Below are 15,331 nucleotides of genomic sequence, written 5' to 3'. Positions count from 1 at the left end.
CGAAACCGTGGCAAAGGACATCTCACCGGTCAAGTCAAGCGACCGGACGCATAACCAGGGAATGAAACATGCCGGAGACCGCCGCTTCAGCGCCCAACGCCGAACCGTTCCGCAGCGCGATCATGCAGATCGAGCCGCAGTGGATCGACTATAACGGCCATCTCAACATGGCCTATTACAACGTGATGTTCGACCGGGCGATCGACCAGATGTGGCTGACGCTCGGGATCGGGCCGGGTTACATGAAGGAGCGCAACGGCTCGACTTTCACCGCCGAATGCCACGTGCGCTATTTGCGCGAGATCCACCTTGGTGATCCCGTGCAGGTCTCGGTCTGGCTGCTGGAAGCCGATGACAAGCGCCTGCACACCTTCCAGGAGCTGCGGCACGCGACCGAGGGCTGGCTGTCGGCCACTTCCGAGAACATGTCGCTGCACATCGACATGGGTTCGCGGAAGGTAGCCGCCTTTCCGCCTGACATAAGCGAGCGCATCGCGGCCGTCATCGGGGCTCACAGCCGCGTGTCGCGGCCCGAGGGCATCGGCCGTAACGTGGCGATGCCCTCGAAGCGGTCGCGCTAGATCCTTCGCCCACGGGCCAGGCCGACCACGGCCGAGACCAGGAACAGCACAATCGCGACGAAGAAGATGATCTTGGCGATTTCGATCGATGCGCCGGCGAGGCCGCCAAAGCCCAGAATAGCGGCGATCAGTGCGATAACCAGAAACGTCACAACCCAGCTCAGCATGGCCTTAACCTCTGTTTTGATGTCTGTCTGCGATCGGCGCGGCTGAGGCGCCTCACTTGCAGAAATAATCGCCATCGCGGAACATTGGTTCCGGCCCGCTGGAGCCGGAAATTCGCTCGGGCGCGAGGAACAAAATCGGCCTGCCGCGCACGTGGAAAACCCCACCCGGCCGCCCCATATAGGGACCAATCCCTGTTATGAAGGCTCCCTTCCGCCACCCCGCGGTGCCATCGTGGGGCCAATGATTCGCATGACCGAGCCGAGCAAGATCACGTCCCAGAATGTCCCCGACCACCAGCCCGCGGCCGGCGGCATCGCCGCGCGTGCGCGCGCCTCCGTGGGTCCGAAATATCTGACCGGGCTCAATCCCGAGCAGCGCGAGGCGGTGGAGACGCTGGACGGCCCCGTTCTGGTGCTGGCCGGCGCCGGCACCGGCAAGACGCGCGTGCTCACCACCCGCATCGCCCATATCCTGAGCCAGGGCCGCGCCCGTCCCGCCGAGATCCTGTCGGTGACCTTCACCAACAAGGCCGCGCGCGAGATGAAGCACCGGCTCGGCCAGATGCTTGGCCACGCCGTGGAAGGCATGCCGTGGCTCGGCACCTTCCACTCCATCGGCGGCCGCATCCTGCGCACCCATGCCGAGCTGGCGCAGCTCAAGTCGAATTTCACCGTGCTCGACGTCGACGACCAGGTGCGGCTGCTCAAGCAGCTCCTGCAAGCCGAGAACATCGACGAGAAGCGTTGGCCGGCGCGCATGCTGGCCGGCCTGATCGACGGCTGGAAGAACCGTGGCTTGACACCGTCGCAGGTGCCATCAGGCGAAGGCGCCGTCTTCGCCAACGGCAAGGGCGGCAAGCTCTATGCGAGCTACCAGGAGCGGCTGAAGATCCTGAACGCCGCCGATTTCGGCGATCTGCTGCTCGAAGACATCCGTATCTTCCGCGAGCACCCGGATATCCTGCGGCAATATCAGCAGCGCTTCAAATTCATCCTGGTCGACGAATATCAGGACACCAACGTCGCGCAGTATCTGTGGCTGCGGCTGCTGTCGCAGGCGCCGTCCAAACCAACTACACCCGCAGTCATTCCGGAGTCCGCCGAAGAGAGCCCCGGATCCAGCGGCGCGTCCCACGATCCAGATTCGGAGCTCGATGGTACGCATCGCCCCAGAATGACGGAACGCGCGGCGTTGGCAGCTGCTTCCGCAGGCCCCACCAAAAACATCTGCTGCGTCGGCGACGACGACCAGTCGATCTATGGCTGGCGCGGCGCCGAGGTCGACAACATCCTGCGCTTCGACCACGATTTTCCCGGCGCCAAGGTCATACGCCTCGAGCGCAACTACCGCTCGACCGGCCACATCCTCGCCGCTGCCTCGCATCTGATCGCACATAACGAAGGCCGGCTCGGCAAGACGCTGCGCACGGAAGATCATGACGGCGAGAAGGTCACCGTCACCGGCTCCTGGGATTCGGAAGAGGAAGCCCGCGGCATCGGCGAGGAGATCGAGCAGATCCAGCGCCAGGGCGACAAGCTCAACGAGATCGCCATTCTGGTGCGCGCGTCCTACCAGATGCGCGAGTTCGAAGACCGTTTTGTCACGCTCGGCCTGCCCTATCGCGTGATCGGCGGCCCGCGCTTCTACGAGCGTGCCGAAATCCGCGACGCGCTGGCTTATCTGCGCGTCATCAATTCGCCGGCCGACGACCTCGCCTTCGAGCGCATCGTCAACACGCCGAAGCGCGGACTTGGCGATGCCACGGTGCAAATGCTGCACGACCATGCCCGCAAGCGCCGCATTCCCCTGTTCGAGGCGGCGCGCGCGGTGGTCGAGACCGACGAGCTGAAACCGAAGGCGCGCGGCTCGCTTCGCGAGGTCGTCGCCCAGTTCGACCGCTGGCGCGCCCAGCGCGAGGTCACCGCACACACGGATCTCGCCCAGATCGTGCTCGACGAGAGCGGCTACACCGAGATGTGGCAGAAGGACCGTTCGGCCGACGCCGCGGGCCGACTGGAGAACCTGAAAGAACTGGTGCGCTCGATGGAGGAGTTCGAGAACCTGCAAGGATTCCTCGAGCACATCTCGCTGGTGATGGACCGCGACAGCGGGGCCGATGAGGACGCGGTGTCGCTGATGACGCTGCATTCGGCCAAGGGGCTCGAATTCGACAACGTGTTCCTGCCCGGCTGGGAGGAAGGCCTGTTCCCGAGCCAGCGCACGCTCGACGAACAGGGCCGCGCCGGCCTCGAAGAAGAGCGCCGGCTCGGCCATGTCGGCCTCACGCGCGCGAGGCGGCGTGCGAAAATCTATTTCGCGACCAACCGCCGGATCCATGGCACCTGGTCGACCACGATCCCGTCGCGCTTCCTCGACGAATTGCCGGCGGCCAATGTCGAGATCACGGAATCCAAGGGCGGCTCGGCCTGGGGTGGCACCGGCGGCTACGGCGCCTCGCGCTTCGACGACATGGAGGCGTTCGGCTCCACCTATTCGACGCCGGGCTGGCAGCGCGCCCAGGCCAACCGCAACCGAGGCGGAGGACGTAATGGCGGAGGTGGCTTCGAGGAACAGGCCTCGTCGTTCTCGTCCTCTTCGTCATCCGGCCCCGATTTCGGCAGCTTCTCCTCACGCCGCCGCGGACCGATGACGATCGAAGGCGAGCTGGTCGCCAAATCGACCGGCACGGCGTCCGAATTTTCGCTCTCCGACCGCGTCTTCCACCAGAAATTCGGTTACGGCCACGTCACCAAGATCGACGGCAACAAGCTCACGATCCATTTCGACAAGGCCGGCGAAAAGAAGGTCGTGGACAGCTTCGTGCAAAAGGCGTGAGGCCGGTATGCCTCACTACGTCGCCATCATCGAAGACAGTGGCCACGACGAGGCCGTTGGCGTGTGGTATCCAGACCTACCCGGCTGCATTTCCGGCGGCGACGACGTCGACGAAGCCCTGGAGAATGCACCCGAGGCAATCGCGCTCTATGCGCAGGACCTGATCGAGGACAGCCGCGAACTTCCCCCGCCGAGGACATTGGCTGAGCTCGAGGCCGATCCCGAATTTGTTGACGATATCAGGAACCACACGGCCGTCCTGATCGAATGGCCGCCCAGCGAAGACGCCGCGGAGTGAGGACTGTTCGCCGCACTGGCCGGACTCTCGACAGGTCTGGGGCGATCAGCCCTTGACCACCGCGAACTTCCCCGTATCAGATACAACCATGGTCCGGGGCTCCATCACACTGATTGTACTTGCATTGGGGATGCCGTCGCTTGCGACGGCGGAGACCATGAGCTTTGGCGATTCGCTCGGGCTGCTGGCCAAGAGTTGCGGCGCGGAAATCATCGCCAATTGCCGGGGCGTCAATCCGGACTCGACCCGCCTGAAGGAATGCCTGTCCCGCAACCGCGACGTACTCTCCCAGCAGTGCCAGAGCGACTACCTCACCGCGTTCGATGCCATCCTGAAGCGCGTCGCCGCCCGGGTCACGGTCGCGAACGCCTGCCAGCGCGAGATCGTCAAGGTCTGCGGCGGCTCGACCAAGGAGACCAGCAAGTCGATCCCCTGCCTGATCTCCACGCCCAAGGGCATCAGCAACAACTGCCTGAAGGCCGTCGACGACGCGGGGTATCGATGATGCGCGTAACGCGGCACATCACCGCCGGCATCGGCATCGCGTTGGGCCTCGCTCTGCTCGCAGGCGCGGCAGGCGCCCAGACCGCGCCGACCCGCGACGACATCATTGGCAAGCTCAATCATTTCGAGGAAGCGGCCGAGGTCGACCTCCCGGCGCTGAAGCAGCAGGTGATGGCGCGCGCCAAGGCCAGGATCAAGAACGATCCGGGTCCGGTGAACCGGCCGCTGATCGCGCCTGATCTGGCCAAGCTGCCCGCCTTCAACGCCCAGATCCAGTTCGACGCCGACACGCCGATCATCCAGCCGGATTCGTACCAAACCGTTGGCCGGATCGCCGACGCAATGGTTCATGCCTCGCTGCTGCCCTACACGTTCCTGATCGTCGGCCACGTCGAGTCCAATCAGAAGACGCGGGAGGCCAACGCGATCCTGAGCCAGCGCCGGGCCGACGCGATCCGTGACGTGCTGGTGAATACGTTCAAGATTTCGACCAAGCGCCTGCAGCCGATCGGGCTCGGTGAAGAGCAGTTCCTCGACCGCGCCAAGCCGACCTCGGCGGTCAACGGCCAGTTGCAAATTCTGACCTTTGCCAAAGTGCCCGAAGATGCGCCTCCGCGTCCCGCAGCAGCGCCCGCGCCTGCGGCGAAAAAGCCCCCCAAGAAGCATTGAGCGCGCGGCCTCCGCGCATGGCGGAACCCGCTGAAGTCTTGACTATTTTGTGACCTGTCTCACAGCGCGACAGCATGGTCCTGCGCGACAATAGCGCCGGTTTGTGCACTGCCCTATCCGGTGCTATAGGCTGTTTTCACCCTTCCACGACCCCGCGCCGCATGAGACCAAGATGGCTAACTATTTTCAACGCCAACTGGCCGATTATGTTGAATACCATCGCGATCCCTGGAATTGCGCGATGCATGTGGTCGGCATTCTCCTGCTCTTCACCGGCGCGACGCTGCCGCTGACACGGGTCGCATTTCCCGTGTTCGGGGTCGAGGTCAGCCTGGCAGTGATTTTGGCCCTGCCGGTCCTGGTATACTGGCTGATGCTGGACGCCGGGGTCGGGCTCGGCATCCTCGTGTCGATGATCGTGCTGCTTTCGGTCGCAACCGCGATCGGCAATCAGGTCTCGACCGCCATGATGTGGTCGATTTTTGCGGTGCTGATCGGGCTCGGCGTCGCATCGCAGATCGTTGGCCACAAGGTGTTCGAGGAGCGGCAGCCGTCGATGGTCGACCACCCCACGCATTTCCTGCTTGGACCGATGTTCGTTATGGCAAAATTTTACATTGCACTGGGTTTTCGTCGCGACCTTGCCGCGATTCTCGCGCCTCTTCCGACCAAGTCCCTTTCAACCCGATAGCTTTCTCGAAGCGGAACAGCAAAACCTACTTCATGACTCTCGTACTGGTTACCGGTGGCAGCGGTTTCATCGGACAGCATCTTGTCGAAGCGCTCCGCGCCCGTGGGCAGCGGGTGCGTGTTCTTGATGTCCGGCCGCTGGCCGCAGCGAACGCGGACGTTGAATATGTGCACGGCTCGGTGCTGGACGGCGCCGCGGTCGATGCTGCGCTTTCCGGCGTCGATCAGGTCTATCACCTCGCCGGCCTGCCCGGCATGTGGGCGGCGAACAAGCGGGACTTTCACGACGTCAATTTCCGCGGCACCGAAATCGTGCTTGCGGCTGCGATGAAGCGCGGCGTCTCGCGCTTCCTGCACTGCTCGACGGAATCGATCCTGTTCCCCTACACCGGGCTCAACGGCGTTGCCGCCGAGGAGGCGCTGCAGCCGGCGGACGCGATGCCTGGCGCCTATACGCGGTCGAAGTCGCTCGCCGAGCACCACGCTGCCAAGGCCGCAGCCTCTGGCTTCCCGCTCGTGATCGGCACGCCGACCATGCCGATCGGCGCCGCCGACCACAATCTGACGCCGCCGACGGCGATGCTGTGGTACTTCCTCCAGAAGAAGGTGCAGCCGCATCTCGACTTCCTGGTCAACCTCGTCGACGTCCGCGACGTCGCCATGGGCCTGGTGTTGACGATGGAGCGCGGCCGCACCGGCCAGCGCTACATCCTCGGCGGTGATTGCGTCAGGCTCGGCCAGATCCTGCGGATGATGTCCGCGATGAGCCGACGGCGGCATTATCCGGTCGTCGTTCCCGGCAAGATCGCCGAGCTCTCCGCCATCATGCTGGAATCGATCTCCGATCACATCACACGCCGTCCACCCAACGGCACCGCCGAGGGCGTGCGCATCGCGCTCGCCGCGAGCGATCTTTCGATCGGCAAGGCCCGTAGCGAGCTCGGCTATGCGCCGCGCCCGATCGAGCCGGTGCTGCACGAGACCATCACCCATCTGCTCGCCCGCGGCGGCCACGCCGCGTCCAATGCCATCGAGCATCACGCGCTGTCGTCGCGCGCGAGCTGATCTGCTCCCCAACCCAAAGAACCTTTCCGCATGTCCTTCGATTTCAGCAAGCTTCTCTCCGTGGCCTGGGGTGGCTGGACCACCACCTGGCCGACCGAACTCCTGGCCCTGATCTGGCTCGCCTTTCTCGCAAGCTGGGTGGGTGCGTCGTTCTGGCAGGGGCAAACCAAGAAGCAGGTCATGACGCTGGAGTCGCAGCGCTATCGCCTGCCGATCCTGGTCGGCGGCATCCTGTACACGCCGTGGATTGCGGAGATCCTGGGCTGGAAGCCGCTCTGGGTGCTCGGCAACACCGGCATCACCATCGCCGCGATCCTCTCGGTCGCCGGCATCGCCTTTGCCTGGTCGGGCCGGCTGCATCTCGGGAAATTCTGGTCCAACACCATCACCCACAAGGAAGACCACCGCGTCATCGACACCGGCCCGTACGGCATCGTGCGTCACCCGATCTACACCGGGCTGATCTTCGGCATGCTGGTCACCGGCGTTGCGATCGGCCTGATGACGACAATCCTCGGCGCCATCCTGATCTCGCTCGGCATGTGGCAGAAGGGCCGGATGGAAGAGGTATTCCTGTCGAAGGATCTCGGCGAAGACGCCTACGGCGCCTATTGCCGCCGCGTCCCGATGATCATCCCGTTTTTGTCGCCGCGGTGAGTGCGGACACAAGCGCGCCACACACTCTGCGTCGCCCCATGCAAATTCGATCAGCAGCCATTCCACCGGAATAGACCTCCGCGGAGTTCCGCCCCGGTTGACCTTTTGACCGTGACCCAGTTGGATGCGCGCGCAAAAAGGCACGCCGACATCCCGTCGTCGATCTGGAGAGGTCGACGATCAGGCAAAGATTAGGTCTTGGCCCGCGCGGGGCTGGGTGCGATCCGGACTGTGCCGCAGGTTCGACAGGGGCTTCTCATGACTTTTTCCAGCATCTTTGCGCAGTTTGTCGCCCTCGTCGGCGGCATCGCGCTGCAATGGCGAAAACTGTCGGGCACCACGCCCGCACCGGCCTGGGGCCAAGCGCCCGCCATTCCCGAAGCGAAGCCGCAAGGCGCGCTGCCGACATTGAAGATGCCGACCGCGCGCGGCTGGAGCGAAGGACAGAAGCCGACTGTCGCACCCGGGCTCAAGGTCAATGCGTTCGCGACCGGGCTGGATCATCCACGCTGGATCGAGGTGCTGCCGAATGGCGACGTGCTGATCGCGGAAGCGACGCAGATCGCGGGCACGCCGAGAAGCGTGTTTCACTACGCGATGCAGGCCACGATGCGGCGCGCAGCGGCGCTTGGCGTGTCCGCCAACCGCATCACGCTTTTGCGCGACAGGGACGGTGACGGCGTCGCCGAAGTCCGCGGCGCCTTCATGGAGAATCTCAGCCAGCCGTTCGGCATGGCGCTGATCGGCGACACCTTCTATGTCGGCAACACCGACGGCGTGATGGCTTTTCCTTACGTCGCCAATGCCGACAGCATCACCGCGCCGGGCAAGCGGCTCACCACTTTCAAGCCGAGCGGCCACTGGACGCGCAGCCTGCTCGCAAGCCCCGACGGCAAGAAGCTCTATGCCGGCGTCGGTTCACTCAGCAACATCGCCGAAATGGGCATGGAGGTCGAGGAAGGCCGCGCCGCGGTCTACGAGCTCGATCTCGCCGCCGGCACGCACCGTATCTTCGGCGCTGGCCTTCGCAATCCCGTCGGCCTTGCCTGGGAGCCGACCACGAACGTGCTCTGGACCGTCGTCAACGAACGCGACGGCCTCGGCGACGAGACGCCGCCGGACTATCTCACCTCGGTGCGCGACGGTGGCTTCTACGGCTGGCCCTATTGCTACTGGGGCAAGACTGTGGACGACCGCGTGCCGCAGGATGCAGCGATGGTCGCCAAGGCGCTCACGCCCGACTATGCGCTCGGCGGCCACACCGCCTCGCTCGGCCTGTGCTGGATGCCCGCCGGCACGCTGCCGGGCTTCCCCGACGGCATGGTGATCGGCCAGCACGGCTCGTGGAATCGCAGCACGCTGTCCGGCTACAAACTGGTATTCATCCCGTTCGAGAACGGAAAACCCTCCGGTCCCGTGCGCGACGTCCTGTCGGGCTTCCTCGCGCCGGACGAGAAGGAATCCTACGGCCGCCCGGTTGGCGTCGTGATCGGCCCCGACAAGAGGTCGCTGCTGATGGCCGACGACGTCGGCAACGTGATCTGGCGCGTGACGGGCGCGTAAGGGCTTTATTCTTTGAGCATGATCTTTTCGGAAAACCGCTTCACACTTTTCCGGATCATGCTCTAAGTCCCCACACACAACGTGGCGCGCTGCTTGCGCAGCAGCGCGATCACGGACAGCGCGGTGATCATCCCGGTCTTGGGATTCTCGGACGGGATGTTCTCGATGCCCATCGAGAAGCGCGCAGAATCCGCCTCGACCTCGATGCGGTGAACATTGCGCGTCACAGTAGGGTCGGCCCAAACCTGCATTTGGGTGCGATCGGGCCCGATGCCCGCCAGCGACAGCGCAACGGCGACATTGACGTTGGCCGGAAAGCCCTTCGCCGCGTCGCGCGCGCTGCCCTCGAACAGTTTTAGCGGCTCGCGCAGATTGTCGATGTCGATGTCGTTCTGAACGATAAACGGCGCGCCCTTCAAGCCATCGATCGGCTTGCGCGTGACCATCTTCACCGAATGAATGGTGCCGACCGCAGCGGCATTGACCGCGTCAAGCCCGATCAGCGCGCCGGTCGGGACGAGGATTCGACCGCCATTTGCGCGCGCGAGATCGATCAGATCGTAATTGTCGAGCAAGCCGCCAACGCTGACCACGACCGCGGACTTGCCGCGCCGCACCGCAGGCTCGACGATCGCGCGCAACTGGCTGCTCGGGGCGCACTCGACCACGATGTCGGCGGCGTCGCCGAGCTGGTCGATCGGTAAAACTTTCGGAGGGCAGCGCAGGCTGCTCAGGAAGCTCCGGTGTTTCGCGGGATCGCGCACGGCGACGGCCGACAACGTCAGTCCCTCGATACCCTGATCGAGCGCGGTCGCGATCTTGCTGCCGATCGAACCCAGGCCCGCGATGGCCACCCGCAACTCGTTCGAAGCTTTCTGTTCCCTCATCGCAACCCACCTTCTCGCCAAGCCCAAGTCATAGCGCCTCACGCCTCCCGCGCATAGCTGCGCAGGCGCGCCTCGAGCACCGCCAACATCGCATCGCGGGCGGGATCGCGCGAGCCGCGCAGCCAAGCCGCCGCCAACGGCAGCCGGCCGACAGGGCCGCTCTGCTTCGGCCGGAGCGGCACGAACCGCACGCCGGAGACCGCCATCCGTGTGGTCCAGCGCGGCACGATCGCGACTCCGAGCTTCGTTGCGACCAGATGGATGATCGTCTGCTTCTCGTCGGCGACCTGCACGATGCGCGGCGTCAATCCGGCCTGATCGAACAGTTTGATGGTGAGGTCGTGGCTGTGCGGCCGAGAGCGGCGGTCCGGCACCAGCATCGGCTCGTCGGCGATGTCAGCCAGCGTGATCGACTTGCGCGCGGCGAGCGCGTGGCGTTGTGGAAAGGCCACGATCGCGGTCTCCTGAAGCAGCAGGCGGAATTCCAGACGCTTGTCCGGCCGGTCGGGCGGACGGACGAAGGCGAGATCGAGCGCACCGGTCAGAACCTTCGGCAACAGCCGGACGGTCTTGTCCTCCAGCAGTTGCACCGCGACCTCGGGGTGTCCGGCGCGGAAGTCACGCAACAGCAACGGCAGCAGCCCTGCCGCGGCGCTGTCGATGGCACCGACCCGCAAACGCCGCGCGGCCCCTGCGCGCGAGCGGTTGCGCAAGTTGCTCTCGACGGCCTCGACCCGGGCCAGGATGGCGCGGGCATCGCGCAGCAACGTCGTGCCGTCCTCGGTAAGCGAAACGGCGCGGGTCGTGCGCGCGAACAGGCGCGTTCCCAGATCCTCTTCCAGCAGCCTGATCTGGCGGCCGAGCGCGGACGGCAGCATCTGAAGATGCTGCGCGGCGCGGCCGAAATGCAGCTGCTCGGCCGCCGCCACGAAACATCGCAGCTGATGCAATTCCATCCCGGCTCCTCTCGTCTCGCCTCTGCGGAGGATTATATCATTTTTTTGTATAAACCAGCGGCAATTGAGTCCACCTCCCGCCCCCGCCTAGGCTCGCCGCCACAGAACCAAAACCGGAACTTGAGGGAGGCCAGGGTGGCGAGCGAGGTTCAGACGCGCGTGCTGCGCAAGATCACTTGGCGCATCGTTCCCTTCATCATGCTGCTCTACTTCGTGGCCTTCATCGACCGCGTCAATATCGGCTTCGCCTCGCTGACGATGAACAAGGACATCGGCCTGTCCCCGACCGTCTACGGTTTTGGCGCCGGCATCTTCTTCTGGGGCTACTTTCTGTTCGAAGTGCCCTCCAACATCATCCTGCACAAGGTCGGCGCGCGGATCTGGATTGCGCGGGTGATGATCACCTGGGGCCTGGTCTCGGCGGCGATGGTCTTCGTGCAGGGCGCGACCAGCTTCTACATCCTGCGCTTCCTGCTCGGCGTTGCCGAGGCCGGCTTCTTTCCCGGCATCATCCTCTATCTCTCCTACTGGTTCCCGACGCGCCAGCGCGCCGCGGTGACCGCATTGTTCATGGCCGCGGCACCGCTCTCGACCGTGCTGGGCTCGCCGGTGTCCGGTGCGCTGCTGGAGATGGACGGACTGTTCGGCTTCAAGGGCTGGCAATGGCTGTTCGTGCTGGAGGCGCTGCCGGCCGTGCTGCTCGGCTTCGTCGTGCTGGCGTTCCTGACCGATCGGCCGGAGAAGGCGAAATGGCTTGCGGAGGACGAGCGCCGCTGGCTGGTCGAAACCATGAACGTGGAGACCACCAGCAAGGCCGCGACCGCGACCCACAGCATCTGGCGCGGGCTCGCCGATCCGCGCGTGCTGGCCCTGTCGCTGATCTATTTCGGCACCTCGGCCGGCCTCTACACGCTCGGCGTCTGGGCGCCGCAGATCATCAAGCAGTTCGGCCTGTCCACGCTCCAGGTGGGCTTCCTCAATGCGCTGCCGGCAACGGCTGCCGTCGTCGCCATGGTGCTGTGGGCGCGCCATTCGGACCGCACCGGCGAGCGCACCTGGCACGTCGTGTGGCCCTGCCTGATCGCCGCCGTGGGCCTTGCCTATGCAGGCCTTGCATCCGGCGTTGTCGCAGTTCTCGTAGCGCTGACGCTCGTCAATATCGGTATCTCCTCCGCAAAGCCGCCGCTCTGGAGTATGCCGACGCTGTTCCTGTCCGGCCCCGCGGCCGCCGCCGGCATCGCCACCATCAACTCGATCGGCAATCTCGGCGGTTTCGTCGGTCCCGCCATGATCGGCTGGATCAAGGACCAGACCGGCAGTTTTGTCGGCGGGCTTTATTTCGTCGCCGGCCTGCTCGTTCTCTCCGCGGTCCTGACCCTGCTATTGTCGCGCGCGCCGACCGCGCCCGTCGAACCCGTCCCGCAATCCCACTGATATCCCATACGGAGCTTTCTCATGCGCACCCATTCGATCGCAGCCATTCCCGCCGACGGTATCGGCCCCGAGGTGATCTCGGCTGGTGTCCGCGTGTTGGAGGCGCTGGCCAAGCGCAGCGGCGACATCGCCTTCAACGTCAAAACCTTCGACTGGGGCTCGGACTATTACAAGAAGCACGGCGTGATGATGCCGGACGATGGTCTCGCTGAGCTAAAGAAATTCGACGCCATCTATTTCGGCGCGGTCGGCGCGCCCGACGTGCCCGACCACATCACGCTGTGGGGCCTGCGCCTGCCGATCTGCCAGGGCTTCGACCAATACGCCAATGTGCGGCCGACCAAGATTTTGCCCGGCGTCGCCTCGCCGCTGCGCAATGTCGGGATCGGCGATCTCGACTGGGTGATCGTGCGCGAGAACTCGGAAGGCGAATATGCCGGTATGGGCGGGCGCGCGCATAGGGGTCTGCCGGAAGAGGTCGGCACGGAAGTGGCGGTCTTCACCCGCGTCGGCGTCACCCGGATCATGCGCTATGCGTTCCAGCTCGCGCAATCGCGCCCGCGCAGGTTCCTGACCGTGGTGACCAAGTCGAACGCGCAACGCCATGGCATGGTGATGTGGGACGAGATCGCAGCCGAAGTCGCCGGCGAATTCCCCGACGTCACCTGGGACAAGATGCTGGTCGATGCCATGACGGTGCGCATGACGCTGCACCCGAAGAGCCTTGACACCATCGTGGCGACCAACCTCCACGCCGACATTCTCTCGGACCTCGCCGGCGCGCTGGCGGGGAGCCTCGGCGTGGCGCCGACCGGCAACATCGATCCGCAGCGCCGCTTCCCCTCGATGTTCGAGCCGATCCACGGCTCGGCCTTTGACATCACTGGCAAAGGTATCGCCAACCCTGTCGCGACGTTCTGGACCGGCGCGCAGATGCTCGAGCATCTCGGCGAGAAGGACGCCGCCGCACGGCTGATGAAGGCCGTTGAACAGGTCTGCGCCGCCGGGGTGCTAACACCAGATGTCGGCGGCAAGGCGACGACGAAGGAAGTGACGGATGCCGTGATCGACGCGATTCACGGCTCGAACGTCTGAGAGAAACCTACTTCCGCCCCGAAGGTGCCACCGCCGGCGGCACCGCCATCGCGGCGGCGGCGTCGGGCGGCATCAGATGGCGCGGAACGATGATGGACTGGCCCGGGGTCAGCGTCGCGTTCTCTGCAAGCGAGTTGCTTTGCGCCAGCGCCCACAGCGGCACGCGGTTCGCCGCGGCGATGCTCTCCATGGTGTCGCCGCGGCGGACCGGCAGACGCACGCCGCTGTCCCACAATTCGACCAGCGTGTCTCCCGGCACGAGATAGCGCAGCGGCACCGCATCGGCCTCGGTCTGCGCCGCCTGGATCCGCGGCAACTGCGTCACCATGTCGACGATCTGTCGGTGGATGTCGTCCGACTTCTCGATGTTGATATGCGAGACGCGACTGTTCTGTTTCAAATCGTAGCTCGCATAATGGCCACGAAAGCCCGGCACTGCCACCACGTTGCCGCCGCCGAGCACGCTATCGGAGAGGAAGATGTTGATGAAGCGCTCGACATTGAGCGGCACGTCGTCGGTCGCATGGGCGGGGTCGATGGTGATGACGAGGCTGATCGGGATGTTCTCCTTGGCCGCCATTTCGGAGATGATGATCGAACACAGGCCACCCATGGAGTGGCCGATCAGCACGATCGGCGCCGGCGATTCCTTGTAGCTGGAGATGGCGCGATCGCCGATCCATCGGCAGATGGTGAATTCGTAGACGTTGGCCGAAAAACCGGCCTTCGTCAGTTTCTCTTCGAGCCGGTCCATGCCGGTCGAGAAGATCGGCCCCATGGCGCCGCGGAACAAGTAGATCTTCGGCGGCGGCAGCGGCTCGGCTGGCGGCGCTGGAGGTGGCGGTGTGACAGCCGGGATCGCCTTCGGCTTGGCCGGCGAGGCCGCGGCCAGACCGGGGTTCAAGGCGAGCAGCGCAAAAGCTGCCAACACCACAAGTCGCCTTGGATCAATCATCAAGTCCCGCAGTCCCACCACGGGAGGCAGGCGCCTCCCCCGCGAGGCTTAGTGACCACCGATTGGGTGGATTTTGGGGCACGGAACCGGGACCGGCGCTATTGCGGCGAGCCCTTCTCTTGTTCGGCGACGGCCCTTTCAACGCGCAGCCAAATGAAGCCGCCGTCGACCATGAAGTCGACGGCGGCACGATGAAGTCAGCCGTTGCCGGCGATGGGCGTCAGTTCCTCGTCGGCGCCATAGCGGCGGCCGAGCGCGCAGCCCGCGGCGCGCGGGGTTCGGCGACCGGTCCAACCGGACCGCGCGAGCGGGCGATCGCGGCGTCGATCTCGGCGATGACGCGGCGCTGGATCGCCTCGTTTTTGTCGATAGTGATGTGGCCGACGCCGCTACCGCGCACGTCGACATTGTCGAGCTTGCCGCGGAAGCCGGATGCCGCCCGTACCGGCTCACCCGGACCGTCGCCGACATAGATGTTGATGTAGCGCTCGGCGCCGGTCGTCAGCTTGGTCTTGAACACCGAGTCCAGTCCGATCGCGAGCTTCACGGGCACACCGAGCCGGTTGAGCTTGGCGATCATGTCGGGCAGCGCGGTCGCACCCGAGGAATGCCCGACCAGCACGATGGTCTTGACCCGGCCGGCCCTGTAGTTCGCTGCGGCCTCTTCGGCGAGCGAGGACCAGGACACGAAGTTCGCGACGGTCACCGGGATGCCCTGCGCCTGGAGCCTTGCGCCGATCGTGTCGAGCCCGAGCGAGAAGATGTTGAGCACCCCACGAAGCAGATAGACATGCGTCGTCGCGGCGGCCTGGCTCGGCGCCGCCTTGGCGGTGGTCGGGCTCATGGCAACAGCTGACAGCACAAGCAGGCAGGTCGCCCACATGCGGAGAGTGGACAACTGGCTGGCGCCGGCTGCGTAACGGCCGTTCGGTCTCATCGATTGTTTCCCTGGGGACACTTGGCAATTGGCCGGA

General features: G+C 64.9%; 16 protein-coding genes. 11 read left to right on the top strand and 5 right to left on the bottom strand.

Annotation, left to right across the window (positions count from 1 at the left end; translation table 11 throughout):
- Positions 1–68 precede the first annotated feature (68 nt).
- Positions 69–581 (top strand): thioesterase family protein, encoded by a 513-nt coding sequence (locus ABIA96_RS13495; RefSeq protein WP_354137532.1) that lies wholly within the window; start codon positions 69–71, stop codon positions 579–581.
- On the opposite strand, the gene ABIA96_RS13490 is transcribed toward ABIA96_RS13495, so the two are convergent.
- Positions 578–748 (bottom strand): DUF1328 domain-containing protein, encoded by a 171-nt coding sequence (locus ABIA96_RS13490; RefSeq protein WP_148775805.1) that lies wholly within the window; start codon positions 746–748, stop codon positions 578–580. The genes ABIA96_RS13495 and ABIA96_RS13490 overlap by 4 nt on opposite strands.
- A 241-nt stretch (positions 749–989) precedes the next feature.
- Here ABIA96_RS13490 and ABIA96_RS13485 point away from each other — a divergent pair, with 241 nt between their 5' ends.
- The 8 genes from ABIA96_RS13485 to ABIA96_RS13450 all read left to right on the top strand — a co-directional run bounded on the left by ABIA96_RS13485 (position 990) and on the right by ABIA96_RS13450 (position 9,030).
- Entirely contained in the window at positions 990–3,584 is a 2,595-nt protein-coding gene (locus ABIA96_RS13485) for an ATP-dependent helicase (protein WP_354137531.1), read from the top strand.
- A 7-nt stretch (positions 3,585–3,591) separates the two neighbouring features.
- The gene (locus ABIA96_RS13480) at positions 3,592–3,882 is read left to right on the top strand and encodes a type II toxin-antitoxin system HicB family antitoxin (protein WP_354137530.1); all 291 of its coding nucleotides are present in this window, start codon (positions 3,592–3,594) and stop codon (positions 3,880–3,882) included.
- Between the two features lie 88 nt (positions 3,883–3,970).
- The gene (locus ABIA96_RS13475) at positions 3,971–4,387 is read left to right on the top strand and encodes a hypothetical protein (protein ID WP_354137529.1); all 417 of its coding nucleotides are present in this window, start codon (positions 3,971–3,973) and stop codon (positions 4,385–4,387) included.
- Positions 4,387–5,055 (top strand): OmpA family protein, encoded by a 669-nt coding sequence (locus tag ABIA96_RS13470; RefSeq protein ID WP_354137682.1) that lies wholly within the window; start codon positions 4,387–4,389, stop codon positions 5,053–5,055. Before ABIA96_RS13475 ends, ABIA96_RS13470 begins: the two co-directional genes overlap by 1 nt.
- A 172-nt stretch (positions 5,056–5,227) precedes the next feature.
- Positions 5,228–5,746 (top strand): Mpo1 family 2-hydroxy fatty acid dioxygenase, encoded by a 519-nt coding sequence (locus tag ABIA96_RS13465; protein ID WP_354137528.1) that lies wholly within the window; start codon positions 5,228–5,230, stop codon positions 5,744–5,746.
- 32 nt (positions 5,747–5,778) lie between these two features.
- A complete protein-coding gene (locus tag ABIA96_RS13460) occupies positions 5,779–6,810 on the top strand; it encodes an NAD-dependent epimerase/dehydratase family protein (protein WP_354137527.1) in 1,032 nt (343 codons plus the stop codon).
- Between the two features lie 30 nt (positions 6,811–6,840).
- Positions 6,841–7,467, top strand: a complete 627-nt coding sequence (locus ABIA96_RS13455; protein ID WP_354137526.1) for a methyltransferase family protein — start codon at positions 6,841–6,843, stop codon at positions 7,465–7,467.
- Between the two features lie 258 nt (positions 7,468–7,725).
- Positions 7,726–9,030 carry a PQQ-dependent sugar dehydrogenase gene (locus tag ABIA96_RS13450; RefSeq protein WP_354137525.1) on the top strand — a complete coding sequence of 435 codons (1,305 nt, stop codon included), beginning with the start codon at positions 7,726–7,728 and terminating at the stop codon, positions 9,028–9,030.
- 62 nt (positions 9,031–9,092) lie between these two features.
- On the opposite strand, the gene ABIA96_RS13445 is transcribed toward ABIA96_RS13450, so the two are convergent.
- Positions 9,093–9,917 (bottom strand): aspartate dehydrogenase, encoded by an 825-nt coding sequence (locus tag ABIA96_RS13445; RefSeq protein WP_354137524.1) that lies wholly within the window; start codon positions 9,915–9,917, stop codon positions 9,093–9,095.
- Positions 9,918–9,955: 38 nt separating this feature from the next.
- Positions 9,956–10,873, bottom strand: coding sequence for a LysR family transcriptional regulator (locus ABIA96_RS13440; protein WP_354137523.1), 918 nt, complete (start codon positions 10,871–10,873; stop codon positions 9,956–9,958).
- A gap of 135 nt (positions 10,874–11,008) precedes the next feature.
- On the opposite strand from ABIA96_RS13440, the gene ABIA96_RS13435 reads away from it, so the two are divergent.
- Both ABIA96_RS13435 and ABIA96_RS13430 read left to right on the top strand, forming a co-directional pair.
- On the top strand, positions 11,009–12,307 hold the full coding sequence (locus ABIA96_RS13435) for an MFS transporter (protein ID WP_354137522.1): 1,299 nt from the start codon (positions 11,009–11,011) through the stop codon (positions 12,305–12,307).
- 21 nt (positions 12,308–12,328) lie between these two features.
- Positions 12,329–13,402, top strand: a complete 1,074-nt coding sequence (locus ABIA96_RS13430) for a tartrate dehydrogenase (RefSeq protein ID WP_354137521.1) — start codon at positions 12,329–12,331, stop codon at positions 13,400–13,402.
- Between the two features lie 7 nt (positions 13,403–13,409).
- Here the strand turns inward: ABIA96_RS13430 and ABIA96_RS13425 are convergent, their stop codons facing one another.
- Together ABIA96_RS13425 and ABIA96_RS13420 are read right to left on the bottom strand one after the other, a co-directional pair.
- Positions 13,410–14,357 (bottom strand): LysM peptidoglycan-binding domain-containing protein, encoded by a 948-nt coding sequence (locus ABIA96_RS13425; RefSeq protein WP_354137681.1) that lies wholly within the window; start codon positions 14,355–14,357, stop codon positions 13,410–13,412.
- A gap of 220 nt (positions 14,358–14,577) precedes the next feature.
- Positions 14,578–15,294 (bottom strand): hypothetical protein, encoded by a 717-nt coding sequence (locus ABIA96_RS13420; RefSeq protein ID WP_354137520.1) that lies wholly within the window; start codon positions 15,292–15,294, stop codon positions 14,578–14,580.
- Positions 15,295–15,331: the final 37 nt, after the last annotated feature.

The organism is Bradyrhizobium sp. LB11.1, assembly GCF_040549385.1.
Taxonomy (GTDB): domain Bacteria; phylum Pseudomonadota; class Alphaproteobacteria; order Rhizobiales; family Xanthobacteraceae; genus Bradyrhizobium.
The sequence above is the reverse complement of the archived record's forward strand: the minus strand, read 5'-3'. Positions and strand labels throughout refer to the sequence as shown.

Bases quoted from the DNA above. Each gene is read 5' to 3' on its own strand.
- ABIA96_RS13495 (WP_354137532.1), top strand. From the start codon at position 69: ATGCCGGAGACCGCCGCTTCAGCGCCCAACGCCGAACCGTTCCGCAGC.
- ABIA96_RS13490 (WP_148775805.1), bottom strand. From the start codon at position 748: ATGCTGAGCTGGGTTGTGACGTTTCTGGTTATCGCACTGATCGCCGCT.
- ABIA96_RS13485 (WP_354137531.1), top strand. From the start codon at position 990: ATGATTCGCATGACCGAGCCGAGCAAGATCACGTCCCAGAATGTCCCC.
- ABIA96_RS13480 (WP_354137530.1), top strand. From the start codon at position 3,592: ATGCCTCACTACGTCGCCATCATCGAAGACAGTGGCCACGACGAGGCC.
- ABIA96_RS13475 (WP_354137529.1), top strand. From the start codon at position 3,971: ATGGTCCGGGGCTCCATCACACTGATTGTACTTGCATTGGGGATGCCG.
- ABIA96_RS13470 (WP_354137682.1), top strand. From the start codon at position 4,387: ATGCGCGTAACGCGGCACATCACCGCCGGCATCGGCATCGCGTTGGGC.
- ABIA96_RS13465 (WP_354137528.1), top strand. From the start codon at position 5,228: ATGGCTAACTATTTTCAACGCCAACTGGCCGATTATGTTGAATACCAT.
- ABIA96_RS13460 (WP_354137527.1), top strand. From the start codon at position 5,779: ATGACTCTCGTACTGGTTACCGGTGGCAGCGGTTTCATCGGACAGCAT.
- ABIA96_RS13455 (WP_354137526.1), top strand. From the start codon at position 6,841: ATGTCCTTCGATTTCAGCAAGCTTCTCTCCGTGGCCTGGGGTGGCTGG.
- ABIA96_RS13450 (WP_354137525.1), top strand. From the start codon at position 7,726: ATGACTTTTTCCAGCATCTTTGCGCAGTTTGTCGCCCTCGTCGGCGGC.
- ABIA96_RS13445 (WP_354137524.1), bottom strand. From the start codon at position 9,917: ATGAGGGAACAGAAAGCTTCGAACGAGTTGCGGGTGGCCATCGCGGGC.
- ABIA96_RS13440 (WP_354137523.1), bottom strand. From the start codon at position 10,873: ATGGAATTGCATCAGCTGCGATGTTTCGTGGCGGCGGCCGAGCAGCTG.
- ABIA96_RS13430 (WP_354137521.1), top strand. From the start codon at position 12,329: ATGCGCACCCATTCGATCGCAGCCATTCCCGCCGACGGTATCGGCCCC.
- ABIA96_RS13425 (WP_354137681.1), bottom strand. From the start codon at position 14,357: ATGATTGATCCAAGGCGACTTGTGGTGTTGGCAGCTTTTGCGCTGCTC.
- ABIA96_RS13420 (WP_354137520.1), bottom strand. From the start codon at position 15,294: ATGAGACCGAACGGCCGTTACGCAGCCGGCGCCAGCCAGTTGTCCACT.